The organism is Fluviirhizobium alvei (assembly GCF_030551875.1).
Classification (GTDB): domain Bacteria; phylum Pseudomonadota; class Alphaproteobacteria; order Rhizobiales; family Rhizobiaceae; genus Rhizobium_E; species Rhizobium_E alvei.
The window spans coordinates 110,380-124,318 of record NZ_JAUOZU010000001.1 but is presented as its reverse complement, the minus strand read 5'-3'; the positions used below and the strand labels follow the sequence as shown (position 1 = coordinate 124,318).

The window sequence follows — 13,939 nt, the reverse complement described above, 5'->3', positions numbered from 1 at the left end:
GGTTCGGTAAACGTTTATCGTTACCGCGTTTACCATTCGCTGATGGCGGCGGCGGCATCATGACCCGGAAATTCTCATTCCGGTGTTTGTAAAGAGTGTGCCGATGAAGAAGATGCTGTTTTTCGCCTCGCTCGTGCTTGGCCTTGCCACAACCGCCATGGCCGGCGACCGTTACCGGACCGTGCGGCCCGTGATCATCGAATCCGGTCTTGCCGGCCAGTGGATGCTCCAGCTTTCAGGCCCGGTGCGCGGGCAGATCGTCCGACCTGTGGAACGGAGCGCTGTCACAGACTATCGCCAGGCTCGCCAGCGCGTTGCCGCCATGCCGCGCGTGGCCATCGACCCCGCAACCCGGGTCCAGGCCGTCGCTTACCGGCCCGATGCCCCCTCCTACGACAAGATCGACCCGCAATTCCTGCCGCAGATGGTCGCCTACGAGACCAAGTACAAGCCCGGCACGATCGTCATCGACACCAACAACCGGTTTCTCTATCTGGTGATGGGCGACGGCAAGGCCCGCCGCTATGGCGTCGGCGTCGGCAAGCCGGGCTTCGAATGGGCCGGCGAACACAAGATTACCCGCAAGGCCGAGTGGCCGGACTGGCACCCGCCCAAGGAAATGATCGAGCGTGAAGCCGTTAAGGGCCATTTCCTGCCGGCGCGCATGGATGGCGGCGAAGCCAACCCGCTCGGCGCGCGCGCCATGTATCTCGGTTCGACGCTCTACCGCATCCACGGCACGAACGCGCCCTGGACGATCGGCTACGGCGTTTCATCCGGCTGTATCCGCATGCGCAACCAGGACGTGATCGACCTCTACGAGCGCGTCAAGGTCGGAACGCGGGTCATCGTCATCTGACCGAAGCAAAGCTCAAGCAAAACCGCCCCGCATTGATGCGTACACAGGATTGTGAACCGCCGGCAACGGCGGTTCTGTTTCATTAGAACTTGAATTCTCCGGGATTCCGTCTAGTTTTCAGCACAGTTCATTGGGGGAACAACGATGAAAAACAAAATTGCCGCCCTGTCGGTTGGTCTTCTGGTCGCAAGTTTGGCGACTGGCGCGTTCGCTTTTTCGCCGATTGCCAAACCGGTAACCACTCCAGCATCCGATGTTACGCTCGTCGCCATCACCAAGCCGGTTCCGGAAAAATACAAGCGCAAGGTCGTGCGGCTCGAAACAGATGAAAAGCCCGGCACGATCATCGTCGATACCAACAACAAGTTCCTCTACTATGTCGAAGGCAAGAACAAGGCGACCCGCTATGGCATCGGTGTCGGCCGTGAAGGCTTCGGCTGGTCGGGTGTCGTGAAGGTGCAGCGCAAGGCCGAATGGCCGGGCTGGACGCCGCCGAAGGAAATGATCCGCCGAGAAGCTGCCAAGGGCCACATCCTGCCGGCCTATATGGAAGGCGGCATCGACAATCCGCTCGGCTCTCGTGCACTCTATCTCTATCGCGGTCGCGCCGATTCCGGCTTCCGCATCCACGGTACCAACCAGCCCTGGTCGATCGGCCAGAACATGTCGTCGGGCTGCATCCGCATGATGAACAAGGATGTCGAACATCTCTACAAGCGCGCCGACATTGGTACCAAGGTGATCGTCGTCGGCCCCGGCAACCGTCAGGGCAAAGTCAACTACCAGGACAAGGGCGTCGATTATCTGCGCCAGCTTTTTGCATCCTTTGAATGATCGATTGCGGGCCGCCGGGTGAAACGGCGGCCTGTTACCCCTATTGCCAAATTGCCGCAGCCTGTTTTTTCTACCCTGAACTCGCCTTGCCGCCATGGCGCCTGACCGCGCTTTCCACTATGGTGCGGAGCATCTGCATGATGCAGTGGTCTTGGGGTGGGGCGCACCATGAAATCTCGCGCGAATTTGCTTTTGGGTATCGCGTTTGCCAGTTTCGCAAGTACTGCCTTCGCCGAACCGGCCTTGTCAATCTATGGCGGCTACCAGAGCGTCGGGCGCAGCAGCGTCTCGGTGACGGACGGAACCCATTTCAATACGGACTGGGAGGGAAAGCCCTTCACGATGCCACCCTATTGGGGTGTGCGCGGCACCTGGTGGATTGACGATCTGCAGGATGGCAATTTCGGCGTGGCGATCGATTTCAGCCACACCAAGGCCTATGCATCCGCGCGAACGCTTTCGAACAAGAAGCTCGGTTGGAGCCATTTCGAGTTCTCCGACGGTCTCAACCTTGCAACTGCCAACGTGTTTTATCGCTATCGCGATCCGCAGCATAACTGGACACCCTATATCGGTGTCGGCATCGGCGCTGATATCCCGCATGTCGAAGTCGATCGCAAGAGCGGCAGCACCCGGAACTATCAGCTGGGTGGTGTCAGCGGCCAGTTGACGGTCGGCTTCGATTACAGGCTGACGGAACATTTCTCCGCCTTCAGCGAATACAAGCTCAACTATTCGCGAGTCGATGTGGATATCGATTCCGGTGATCGTCTGACCACCAATCTCATGACGCATGCGATCAATGCGGGCATCACCTATCATTTCTGATGGTGATGGCCTTCAATCCGCCGAACAGGCAATCTTGCCGCTGAAGGTTCGCGTCTCGCCGCCTTCGGTGCGCGGGGAGATATCGAGTTCGTAAGTGCCGCGATAATCCGCCTCTTCGACCGCCTTCGTCTTGATGATGATGCGGACGCGCGCGAAATTGTCTGCTTCACCGGCCGACTTCTGGACATTGAGCCGCACATCCTCGCCATCCCACCAGCGTTCGGTGATATTGGCGTCCGCGATGGGAAAATCGAGGAGTGACGGCGGCAGGTCGAGCCGTTTGTCCTTGAGCGCAAAGGCGCCCTCGATGCCGAACCAGGGACCAGTGCCATCGCGGCTGGAGACGGCCTTCACATGGAAGGCGATGTTGGAATCCTCGGCATCGCACCAGACACCGCCGGTTGCCCAAGCGGATGACGGGAGAAGACATAGAGCAACAAGGCTCAACCGGCGGAACATCCGATACTCCCTTCGAAGACCTTGGCCTGATCGGGTTCCGGTCCATCCGGAAGCGGTTCGAACTCGAGCCTGTAGCGGCCGGAATAGGCGAAATCCTCGTCTTCGGGCTGGGTCGCCTCGATGATGAGCTTCACGGAGGCGAAATCAGCGCCCTCAGCCTCGCGATAGATCATCAGCTTCAACTGCTTGTCGCGCATCCATTGCTGCTTGATATCGCTGTCAGCCAGCGCAAACCTGCGCAGCGCTTCGGGTGACTCCTTCACCTTCGACTGAAACTCGCCGCGCGTCTGGAACAGGCCGCCGATATCCGAATAGGAAAACAGCGCTTCAAGCTCGAGTTTCATGTTGGCATCATCGATGGCGCAGCCAAGACTTCCCGTCGCCATTGCCGCGCCCGGCATCATCATTCCTGCAAAGGCCGCGAGAAAGGCCATTCTCACATTTGTCATTGCCATGCTCCCTGTTTGATGCGCAAACGGGCCACCGGCCGTTTTTATTTGAGCTTGGCCGGTTTTCTTCCGCCATAGGCCCAATTCAGAAGCTCGACTGTATGAATGACCGGCGTCGCCGTGCCAGAGCCGATCTGGGTGATGCAGCCGATATTGCCGGTCGCGACGATCTCGGGCCGGACCGCCTCGATATTGCGGACCTTGCGCGCCTTGAGTTCGGCCGAGATCTCCGGCTGCAGCATATTGTAGGTGCCGGCAGAGCCGCAACAGAGATGACCTTCGGCGGGTTCGCGCACCGTAAAGCCGGCGCGGCGTAACAGGGCCTTGGGCTGAACCGTGATTTTCTGGCCATGCTGGAGCGAACAGGCTGCGTGATAGGCGACGAACTCACCTCGCGGTTCCTGCTCCGGCAGACCGATCCGGTCGAGATATTCGGTGACATCAACCGCCAGAGCCGAGATCCGCTTCGCCTTTTCGGCATAGGCGGGATCGTGCTTGAGCATGTGGTGATAGTCCTTGATCGTCGTGCCGCATCCCGATGCGGTGATGATGATGGCATCAAGCCCGCCGCGATCGATCTCGCCGATCCAGGCATCGATATTCGCACGGGCGCGGGCATGGGCTTCATCCTCGCGGCCCATATGGTGGACAAGCGAACCGCAACAGCCCTCGCCTTTTGCCAGCACCACCTCGATGCCCTGCCGGGTAAGAAGCTCGATCGCCGCCTCGTTGATGGCGGGTTCGATCACCGGCTGCACGCAACCCGACAGCATGGCGACGCGCCCCTTGCGAGCACCTTTCGGCATATGTGTTCCCGGTACAGCCGAGGCCGATTTCGGCGGCAGATCGACCGGCGCCAGATCCAGCATGGCGCCGAAGGGGCGCAGGGATGGAACCCGGTTAAGCAAGGGCGCGAAGGGGCGACCCAGCCGCGCGAGCGTCATGGCAAAGCGGAAACGGCCCGGCGACGGGATGAAGAAGGCCAGAAGGTTACGCTGCAGCCGGTTCAGGAAGGGGCGGCGGTAGGTCTTTTCCACATGTTCGCGGGCATGATCGATCAGATGCATGTAATCGACCCCGGACGGGCAGGTCGTCGTGCAGGCAAGGCAGGAGAGGCAGCGATCGACATGCAGCGCCACCTTTTCATCCGCCGGACGATCGTTTTCGAGCATGTCCTTGATCAGGTAGATCCGGCCGCGCGGACTGTCGAGTTCGTTGCCGAGCGTCACATAGGTCGGACAGGTGGCGGTACAGAAACCGCAATGGACGCATTTGCGCAGGATCGCCTCGGCATCGGCGGTCTTCGGATCGGCCAGTTGCGCCAGCGAGAAGTTGGTTTGCATGAATTCTCTCCTCGGGCCTCAGCGCGCAACGCCGGTATAAAGGGCTGCACGGATATAGAGCTTGTCCTGTTCGGGGATTTTGGCATCGACGAGGGCTGCCCGCCCGGCGGCGGTGATCGACAGGTGGTTCTTGCGCGGCGTCTTTTCCGAAATCGGGCCCCAGAAGCTCGAAGGGATGCGGCGTTCGAGTTTCAGCAACCGTTTGGCCAGAAGGGCGCGCATGTCCCGTGTCAGCGGCGGCTGGTCATCAGAACCGACGATCATGGAGTCCTGCTCGGACAACAGCCAGAGCAGAGCCCGCTGGCGGCGAGTGGCGGGCGGATGGGCAAGCGGCCTAATCGCGGCGCGATAGCGGATCTCGTCATCGAACCGCTTCTGTGCTGCCTTCTGGGCTTCCGCAGCGGCGGGGTTGAGCGATGGACCTGCGAGCCGTCCCATCAGCCCATCCTTCCCGGATTGAGAATGCCGGCCGGATCGAAGGTCTGGCGGATCCGCGCCGACAATGCCGCAACGGCAGGCGCTTCGGGTTCGAAGACCGCGACCGACTGGCGGTTGGCGACGGAGGCCCGCACCAGTGTGGCATGCCCGCCACCAAGATGGCGAATGCCTGCCCGCAACATGTCCGCTTCCGGTTCGGCTTCCATGCGCAGCCAGAGCAAACCGCCCTGCCAATCGTAATAACCGTTCAGGCCTGTCTGCATCCTCAGGCCCGACAAAAGCTGGTGGCCGGCTGTCGGCGCCACAGAGACGCGCCAGACCGGGCGCGTGCGACCATCGGCGCGGAAGGGATGGACGTCGCGGATCTCCTGCCAGAGGCGGCTCGAAAGATCCGGTTCGAGCCGCGTCAAGGGTGCCAGCGCACCGATGAGAGCTGCCAGTTTTGCCGCGCGTTCCGCAACCGAAAAATCGGGGCCCTCAAGCCGCAGCAGAATGGCCGAACCTTCCGGCAGGGCGCCATCGACAAACAGGCGGCTGCAACTTTCCGGCAGGAAGGCGGCACCCGACACGTCCGACGGTGAAGCATTGGCCGCAGCCATGATCCGGCAGGCCGCTTCATCATCGAGACCGGAAAGAACCAGCGTCGTCTCGGTCTGCGGTTGCGGCAGGACCTTGAACGTCACCTCGCTCATGATCCCGAGCGTGCCGTAGGAGCCTGCCAAGATCTTGACGAGATCAAGCCCGGTAACATTCTTCATCACCCGGCCGCCGGCATTGACGACCTCTCCCCGACCATTGACGAAACGAACGCCCAGAAGATGGTCGCGCGCCGCGCCCGCCGCCATGCGGCGCGGGCCGGAGAGGTTGGCGGCGAAGATGCCGCCGATCGTCGGCTCGCCTTCAGAGCCCATCAGGGCCCGCCAGTCTCCCGGTTCAAATGCGAGATGCTGGCGATTGGCAGCAAGGGCAGACCTGATCTCGGCAAGCGGCGTGCCGGCCCGGGCGGTCATGACCATTTCGGCGGGATTGTAGGCCGCAATGCCCGACAGTGCGCGCGTCGAGACGGTTTCGTCAGCCTGAACGATACCGCCGAGGTCACGGCGTGTGCCGCCGCCGATCACTTCGAGCCGGCGGCTGTTCGCAGCCGCATCGCGAATGCAATCGACGAGTTCGTTTTCGTTTGCCGGAACGATCATGCCTTCACCCGTCCCTCGAGCGGAAAAACCTTGGATGGGTTGAGGATCCAGCCCGGATCGAAGGCGGCGCGCAGCCGCATCTGCTGGTCGAGATCGATTTTCGAATATTGATGCCGCATCAGATCCCGCTTTTCGATGCCGACACCATGTTCGCCCGTCAGGCAGCCGCCATGATCGACGCAGAGCTTGAGAATATCGTTGCCGGCGGCTTCCGCGCGGGCGCACTGATCCGGATCGTTGATGTTGTAGAGGATCAGCGGATGCATGTTGCCATCGCCGGCATGAAAGACATTCGCCACCCGAAGCCCGTAGCGTTCGCAGATCTCGTAGGTGCCTCTCAGAACATTGGTGAGTTCGGAAAGCGGCACGGTGCCATCCATGCAGATATAGTCGGCAATGCGGCCAGTGGCGCCGAAGGCGGATTTGCGACCTTTCCAGATTGCCGCCGCCTCCATGGCTGACTGGCTTTCCTTGACAGTGGCGACGCCATGCCGGCGGGCGATCTCGATGATCGCGCCCAGCATGCGCTCCATCTCGGTTTCGGACCCCTCGACCTCGACAATCAGCAGTGCTTCGGCATCCATCGGATAGCCGGCATGGGCGAAGGCTTCGCAGATCTCGATTGCCGGCTTGTCCATGAATTCGATCGCGACCGGGATTACGCCGGACCCGATGATGTCGGAAACGCAGGCGGAGGCCTGTTCGGCAGAGGGAAAACCGAACAAAACCGGCCGTGCTCCCTCCGGCTTGGCAAGCAGCCGCACCGTTGCTTCCGTGACGATGCCCAATTGGCCTTCCGAACCGCAGACAAGACCCAGCAGATCGAGCCCGCCAGCATCGAGATGCTTGCCGCCGAGTTCGATGATCGTGCCGTCGAAGAGAACGAGGGTCACGCCGAGCAGATTGTTGGTCGTCACACCATATTTGAGGCAGTGGGCACCACCGGAATTCATGCCGATATTGCCGCCGATCGTGCAGGCGAGCTGCGAAGAAGGATCAGGCGCATAGAAGAAACCTTCCGCAGCAACAGCATCCGAGATCGACAGGTTGGTAACACCGGCCTGGACCCTGGCGACCCGGTTGGCGAAATCGATCTCGACGATCCGGTTCATGCGCGTCAGCGCAATGACGATGGCATCGGGTTGCGGAATGGCGCCGCCCGAGAGCGAGGTGCCGGCGCCGCGCGGCACCACCGGAATGGAATAGCGGGCACAATATTTCAGGAGCGCGGCCACTTCTGCGGTCGTTTTCGGCAGAGCGACGGCAAGCGGCAGGTTGCGCACGGCGATAAAGCCATCTGTCTCGAAGGGAACGAGCTCGTTTTCAGCGCTGACGATCGCATCGCTGCCCAACAGATCCACAAGATCGGCAACGATCGTCGAGCGGCGATCGAGGATCGTCTGATCCGGCGGCAGGAAGGCCAGGGTTCCGCTCATGCTCATTCTTCCTCATGGAGGTCGGGAAATATCGAAATACATTTCATACGCGGTCCCGGCGGCGAATTGAAGATCGGGGCGCGGAAAGATATCTTGCCTATTCAGGAACAAATCGACATCATTTATTGTCCAGAATTGAAAAGACATGACGAACCTCGCCGATCTCGAAATCTTCACCCATGTCGTGGCCAGCGGATCGATGTCGGCGGCGGCCCGCGAACTCGGCCTGCAGCCCGCCATCATTTCCAAACGCATCAAGCGGCTCGAGGAACGGTTGGGCACCCGCCTGTTCCAGCGGACGACCCGGCAATTGTCGCTCACGGAAGCGGGCGAAGGTTTCCACGAGCGGGTTCTGGCTGCCCTTGCCGGCATCGAGGAAGCGGAAGCCTATGTCGCCGGCCGATCCGGTGAGGTGCGCGGCCGGCTGAAGATCTCGGCGCCAACATCCTTCGGCCGCATGCATATTGCCCCGCATCTCAAGACCTTCTTCGATCTCTATCCGTCGGTCACGGTGCATCTGGTGCTCTCCGATGCCTTCCAGGATATCGTGGCGGAAGGGTTCGATCTCGCGATCCGGATCGCCGAGCTTGATGATTCAAGCCTTGTTGCCCGCAGGCTTGCCCCGGTCCGCCGCATTCTGTGTGCCGCGCCGGACTATATCGCCCGCCATGGCATGCCCGAGACGATCGAAAGCCTGTCCGAACATGTCTGCCTGCCGGCGCACAACAATGCCCATTGGCACCTCATCGGACCTGAAGGGCTGGTGACGCTGAAACCCGAGGGACCGCTGACCACCAATTCGAGCGAAGTCATTCGCGAAACCGTTCTCGCAGGCCTCGGTATTGCCCTGCGCTCCACCTGGGATATCGGTCCGGAACTGCGATCGGGCGCGCTCGTGCAGGTGCTGCCGGATTATGAAGGATCCTCACGCGTCGGGCTTTTTGCGGTCTATCCCAGCCGCCAGCACCTGCCGGCCAAGACGCGCGCCTTCATCGATTTTCTCGTCGATCTCTACGGACCCGAACCCTATTGGGATGCGGGTTGAGTAAATTCAGGCCAGTGGAACACGCTGCCAGAAGCCGAACTTGCGCGGATGGCGGGATTGCAGGCCGATCACGAAATCGGCGTGATCCGGTGGTGCGCCAATCCCCTGAAGGTGAACAGACATTCCTGCAATCCGCTTCAGATAGCCAGCGGCGGCCTCATAGGCTGCCGAAATCCCGCGATCGAGAATGTTGCTGATCAGCGCCCGGTAGAGAATGACGGCCGATTGCGGATAATCGGTTTCCAGCGCCTCCGTCGCCGGCAGCAGCAGTTCGTAGTGACGACCATCCCATTCGCCGGCATGGCGCTCGACCAGGGACGCAGCCTTGTCGAGTTTCGGCCACGCGACAAGGAAAGCCAGCGCCTCATAGATCCGATCGCTTTCGAGTGCTGCCGCAATGGCCCGGTCGGTCTCGTCGAATTCGGCGAAATCATCGAGCCTGGCAATATAGCGCCGCAACACATCGGCATCGAACCCATCGAGGAACACCTGCCAGCGCAGCGCCTGCGCCTCTTCGCGTCGCTTGAGATGATCGAGAATATCGGCTTCCAGCAGCCGGCGTTCCTTCTGTTCATAATCGGGGCCAACCATGACGGCGAGGCCATGGACATGCAGGATGCGTTTTGCGGCGGGCGGCTTGCGCACCCATTCAAGCGCTGCTTCAAACTGCCCTTCCCGCATCAGGAGACTTGCGACAGCCATCGTATCCTGCCGATCGGCCGGCTTGCGGGCTTCGAGCCGCACGAAGCCATCGACATCGCCGTTTTCCTGATAGAGGCGCTGCAGCAGGCGCGAGACGCCAATGGTGCGATCGGGAGCCGCCAGTTGCGGCTCCAGAAGATCCTGCCAGGCGCGCGCTGCCTTACGGTTCAATCCCTTGATCAGACGCGAATAGAATTCCTCGCTTTCGCCATAACGATCTTTGGCGCGGGCTGCCTCGATCGTCGGCACGAGCTTGAGCTGGTCGTCCTCACCCATCGCCAGGATCAATGTCCCCGCCGCCGTTTCCGCATCGGCAAAGACAGCGATCAGCCGCGCGCTGTCGGAATTGAGGCGCTTTTCGAAACTGTCGCGCATACCGGCAAGCCGGAGCAGCTGTTCAACCGCAAGCCTGGTGTCGGCTGTGCCAAGCTCTGCCTCGATCGTGCGGATCAGGCCAGTCAGCTCAACGGTCAGATCCTTGGCCCGCGGCCGGTTGATGGAGGTCTTGGCCCTTTCTAGGAGATCCAGCCGCTGGCCGATCATGCGCGCGACCTCCTCCTTGCCAGCGGTACCGGCAAGGGCGGTTTCAAGCCGTGCCTTCAGCGGCTTGTTGGAAGCAGCTTCCGCAAGCAGGATCTCGACCAGCTTGTCGAGCCCGAGCTCCGCCAGGCTTTTGCGATCCAGCCTGATTTTTGCAGTCTTGGCCATGGCTTTCTACCGAATGGAATTGTCGTCGAGACTTAACGACAACGACAGGCGGAAACAAGCGGATGCCAATCAATGATCGCCATGGCTCTTGCGGATCCGACGTACCACCAGCCACACGGCCAGAACTGCGACGGGCACGAATAGACCGGTGAGGACCGACGTATCGATGGCGCTGAATTCGTGGCCGATGGCCTTGGCGAGATAGCCGAACAGGCCGACCACGTAATAGGAGATCGCAGCGACGGAGAGGCCTTCCACGGTCTGCTGCAGGCGCAATTGCATCTCGGCACGCCGGTTCATGGTCTTGAGTAATTCGCCATTCTGCCGTTCGAGCTCGACATCGATCCAGCTGCGGACAAGGCCTGTCGCCCTCGTCAGCTTGCGCGACAGGTTGGCCTGCCGTTCCTCGATCGACCGACAGGTGCGCATAGCCGGTGCCAGCCGGCGTTCGAGAAAGAAGCCCAGGCTTTCCGATCCCGGCACCGACGATTCCGCAAGCGTCTGGATCCGCTCGCGCACGATATCGTAATAGGCGCGCGATGCCCCGAACCGGTAGAGCGAGAGCGCGGCATTGGCCTCGAGATCGGCGGCAAGCCGGGTGATCTCGGCCAGAATCTGATCGCCGGCCTCGCGCGCTTCGGCCTTCATGCGCTGCGTCACCGAGGTCAATCCATCTTCGATCCGCCGGATTTCGGTCGACAGCGTCTGGGCAAGCGGCAGGCCAAGCATCGCGAGCGTCCGGTAGGTCTCGATATCAAGCAAGCGCTGCACGAGTGCGCCAGTCCCGGCGTTGGTCAGCCCTCTGTCGATGACGAGGATCTGGGTCAGGCCATCGCCGTTCTGGCGGAAATCCGTATAGATCGAAGCCTGTCCGTTCTTGACCTCTGAATGACAGAGGCTTGCCGGATCGAAATGCTCGATCGCCTTGTCCGCCTCGGCATCCGGCTTGCGGATCTCGATGCGAATGCCGGAGATCAGCGACCCCGGCGGCTTGAAACCGTCACCGAACGGATGGGCCAGGATTTCGCCGCCGAACCGTTCCGGTAATGGCCCGTCCCAGAACCAGGTCGAGAATTCTGTGTGGCGCTCCCAGCGCAAGGTACCAGGCCCCCAGGCCATGGCGTGATGGCGTGCGTCGCGGGCCGGCGGATTGACGCCACGCTGGCGCGCAAGTTCGGCGATCACCGCATGATCGACGCCCGAACCGCCATCGCTCATGAAGGCCAACTGGAGGATGACGCGCGGTGACGGCACGAGCACATAGGGCCGCGCATGGATTTCTCCCAGCGCGCGCGCCCTGTCCGGCATCGTCGGAAATGAAAATGCACCACCCGTCATCGATTCCCCCTGCATGTCCCCACCTGATCTTGACGTTTGATATCTTGGCAGACAACGAGCGATTTGACGCACAGGCAAAAAATGCATCGCCAAAGTGGATAATTTAATTGACCACTTGGCGAGAGCCGTCTATCAAGCGCGCAGAACCCTATGAGGCCGGGCATGTCAGGACCCTTCACCCAGATCGATCACGGCCGCACAGCGGACGAGGCCGTCCGGCAGATCGAGATGCTGCTTCTCGAAGGCGTCCTCGTGAGCGGCGACCAGTTGCCGTCCGAGCGGGATCTGGCAGAACAGCTCGACATATCGCGCCCGGTGCTGCGCGAAGCCCTCAAGGTTCTGGAAGAACGCCAGCTCATTGTCGCCCATCACGGGGGTGGAACCTATGTGGCAGATCTTGTCGGACAGATTTTCTCGCCGCAGCTGACCGAGCTGATTGCCAGGCATGACATGGCGACGCGCGACTATCTCGAATTCCGCAGGATGCTTGAGGGAGAGGCCGCCGAACTTGCCGCCCTGCGGGCGACCAACGCCGACCATGTACGGCTCGAGACGATCCTGGAACGCATGGCATCTGCCCGGGCGTCCGGCGATTTCGTTGCCGAAGCCGAAAGCGACATCGAGCTGCACAATGCCATCGGCGAGGCGGCACACAATATCATCCTCATGCACACGCTGCGCTCATGCTATCGACTTCTGAGTCTCGGCATCTTCAACCATCGCAAACTACTCTTCGATCAACCGGACGCGCGTGAAAGATTGTTTCACCAGCATCACGCCATCGTCGCTGCGATCCGGTCCGGTGATGGGCCGGCTGCTCGAAAAGCTGCAGAGGATCATATCGACTATGTGGCCCAGACGGCCGCAGAAACCGCGCTGGCACGCGAGCGGGAGCGCCTTGCTCTCCTGCGTGCTGCCCAAAGCAACATCCGAAACAACAGCCGCACCGTCACATCCAGAAAGGGACCCCGACCATGAGCCTGGATTCAATCCTCACCATTGCCGAAATGAAGGAAAAGGCGCGTCGCAGCGTGCCGAAGATGTTCTTCGACTATGCCGATTCCGGCGCCTGGACGGAAAGCACCTATCGCGCCAACGAGGATGATTTCAGCAAGATCAAGCTTCGGCAGCGGGTGCTGGTGGATATGACCGGCCGGTCCCTCGAAACCACCATGATCGGCCAGAAGGTGGCAATGCCGGTGGCTTTGGCGCCGACGGGACTGACCGGCATGCAGCATGCCGATGGCGAGATGCTGGCCGCCAAGGCGGCGGAAGCATTCGGCGTTCCCTTCACGCTCTCGACCATGAGCATCTGCTCGATTGAGGATGTGGCCTCAGTGACGAAGAAGCCGTTCTGGTTCCAGCTCTATGTGATGAAGGATCGCGAATTCGTCGAAAACCTCATCAACCGCGCCAAGGCCGCCAAATGCTCGGCGCTTGTGCTCACGCTCGACCTGCAGATCCTTGGCCAACGCCACAAGGACCTGCGCAACGGGCTTTCGGCGCCGCCGAAATTCACCCCCAAACATATCTGGCAGATGGCCACCCGCCCCTTCTGGTGTCTCGAAATGCTCAAGACGCAGCGCCGGACTTTCCGCAACATTGCCGGACATGCCAAGAATGTTTCGGACCTCTCTTCCCTTTCCGCCTGGACGGCAGAGCAGTTCGATCCGCAATTGTCCTGGAAGGATGTGGCCTGGATCAAGGAGAAATGGGGTGGTCCTCTCATTCTCAAGGGCATTCTCGATGCCGACGATGCGCGTGCCGCCGCCGATTCCGGTGCCGATGCGATCATCGTCTCCAACCATGGCGGCCGCCAGCTCGATGGCGCCCATTCCTCGATCGCCATGCTGCCGAAGATCGTCGAGGCGGTTGGCGACAGGATCGAAGTGCATCTCGACGGCGGCATCCGTTCCGGTCAGGACATTCTGAAAGCCGTGGCGCTGGGCGCCAGAGGCACCTATATCGGTCGCCCCTTCCTCTACGGTCTTGGAGCGGGCGGACAGGCCGGTGTGACGCGAGTGCTCGAGATCCTGAAAAAGGAAATGGACATCACGATGGCTTTGTGCGGCAAGCGGCTGATCACGGAGGTCGATCGCGGCATCATCGCCGCTTAACCTTTCGTTGAAATATCGAAAGGACCGGCACGACCGACCAGGCAAAGTCGTTCCCGGTTTGACGCGTTTCTGACATGATTGTCATGTTATGAAGCGTCTCATCCGGGAAATTGACAACCATCTCGCTCACCCACTCTACAACCTTGGGTCAGGCAACGAGTTCATTTGGCAATTCCCAAAAACGTGC

General features: G+C 60.9%; 14 protein-coding genes. 6 read left to right on the top strand and 8 right to left on the bottom strand.

All coding sequences use genetic code 11. The features are described 5' to 3' along the window. The first annotated feature begins 103 nt into the window (after positions 1–103). The 3 genes from Q4481_RS00610 (at position 104) to Q4481_RS00600 (ending at position 2,521) form a co-directional block, all read left to right on the top strand. The gene (locus Q4481_RS00610; RefSeq protein ID WP_304374247.1) at positions 104–859 is read left to right on the top strand and encodes a L,D-transpeptidase; all 756 of its coding nucleotides are present in this window, start codon (positions 104–106) and stop codon (positions 857–859) included. Between the two features lie 144 nt (positions 860–1,003). Continuing rightward, entirely contained in the window at positions 1,004–1,693 is a 690-nt protein-coding gene (locus Q4481_RS00605) for a L,D-transpeptidase (RefSeq protein WP_304374246.1), read from the top strand. Between the two features lie 156 nt (positions 1,694–1,849). Then, a complete protein-coding gene (locus Q4481_RS00600) occupies positions 1,850–2,521 on the top strand; it encodes an outer membrane protein (protein WP_304374245.1) in 672 nt (223 codons plus the stop codon). Positions 2,522–2,533: 12 nt separating this feature from the next. Here Q4481_RS00600 and Q4481_RS00595 read toward each other — a convergent pair whose 3' ends face one another. Genes Q4481_RS00595 through Q4481_RS00570 form a run of 6 tightly spaced genes read right to left on the bottom strand, consistent with a single transcriptional unit; the run spans position 2,534 to position 7,842 of the window. Next, entirely contained in the window at positions 2,534–2,980 is a 447-nt protein-coding gene (locus Q4481_RS00595; RefSeq protein WP_304374244.1) for a hypothetical protein, read from the bottom strand. After that, positions 2,965–3,429: a hypothetical protein gene (locus tag Q4481_RS00590; protein WP_304374243.1), complete on the bottom strand. Its 465-nt coding sequence runs from the start codon at positions 3,427–3,429 to the stop codon at positions 2,965–2,967. The genes Q4481_RS00595 and Q4481_RS00590 overlap by 16 nt, the downstream gene beginning before the upstream one ends. Positions 3,430–3,473: 44 nt before the next feature. Beyond that, complete coding sequence (glcF, locus tag Q4481_RS00585; RefSeq protein ID WP_304374241.1) at positions 3,474–4,772, bottom strand: glycolate oxidase subunit GlcF; 1,299 nt, start codon at positions 4,770–4,772, stop codon at positions 3,474–3,476. 18 nt (positions 4,773–4,790) lie between these two features. After that, positions 4,791–5,210, bottom strand: a complete 420-nt coding sequence (locus Q4481_RS00580; RefSeq protein WP_304374240.1) for a hypothetical protein — start codon at positions 5,208–5,210, stop codon at positions 4,791–4,793. After that, complete coding sequence (glcE, locus tag Q4481_RS00575) at positions 5,210–6,406, bottom strand: glycolate oxidase subunit GlcE (RefSeq protein WP_304374239.1); 1,197 nt, start codon at positions 6,404–6,406, stop codon at positions 5,210–5,212. The genes Q4481_RS00580 and glcE overlap by 1 nt, the downstream gene beginning before the upstream one ends. Next, positions 6,403–7,842, bottom strand: coding sequence for an FAD-binding oxidoreductase (locus tag Q4481_RS00570; protein ID WP_304374238.1), 1,440 nt, complete (start codon positions 7,840–7,842; stop codon positions 6,403–6,405). Before Q4481_RS00570 ends, glcE begins: the two co-directional genes overlap by 4 nt. A 145-nt stretch (positions 7,843–7,987) precedes the next feature. Between Q4481_RS00570 and Q4481_RS00565 the strand changes: the two genes are divergently transcribed. Continuing rightward, positions 7,988–8,887, top strand: coding sequence for a LysR family transcriptional regulator (locus Q4481_RS00565; protein WP_304374237.1), 900 nt, complete (start codon positions 7,988–7,990; stop codon positions 8,885–8,887). 6 nt (positions 8,888–8,893) lie between these two features. Here the strand turns inward: Q4481_RS00565 and Q4481_RS00560 are convergent, their stop codons facing one another. Beyond that, positions 8,894–10,297 carry a DUF6880 family protein gene (locus Q4481_RS00560; RefSeq protein WP_304374236.1) on the bottom strand — a complete coding sequence of 468 codons (1,404 nt, stop codon included), beginning with the start codon at positions 10,295–10,297 and terminating at the stop codon, positions 8,894–8,896. Between the two features lie 69 nt (positions 10,298–10,366). Next, the gene (locus tag Q4481_RS00555) at positions 10,367–11,635 is read right to left on the bottom strand and encodes a DUF3422 family protein (RefSeq protein ID WP_304374235.1); all 1,269 of its coding nucleotides are present in this window, start codon (positions 11,633–11,635) and stop codon (positions 10,367–10,369) included. 162 nt (positions 11,636–11,797) lie between these two features. Between Q4481_RS00555 and Q4481_RS00550 the strand changes: the two genes are divergently transcribed. After that, positions 11,798–12,613 carry a FadR/GntR family transcriptional regulator gene (locus Q4481_RS00550; RefSeq protein ID WP_304374234.1) on the top strand — a complete coding sequence of 272 codons (816 nt, stop codon included), beginning with the start codon at positions 11,798–11,800 and terminating at the stop codon, positions 12,611–12,613. After that, positions 12,610–13,752: an alpha-hydroxy acid oxidase gene (locus Q4481_RS00545; RefSeq protein WP_304374232.1), complete on the top strand. Its 1,143-nt coding sequence runs from the start codon at positions 12,610–12,612 to the stop codon at positions 13,750–13,752. Before Q4481_RS00550 ends, Q4481_RS00545 begins: the two co-directional genes overlap by 4 nt. Positions 13,753–13,939: the final 187 nt, after the last annotated feature.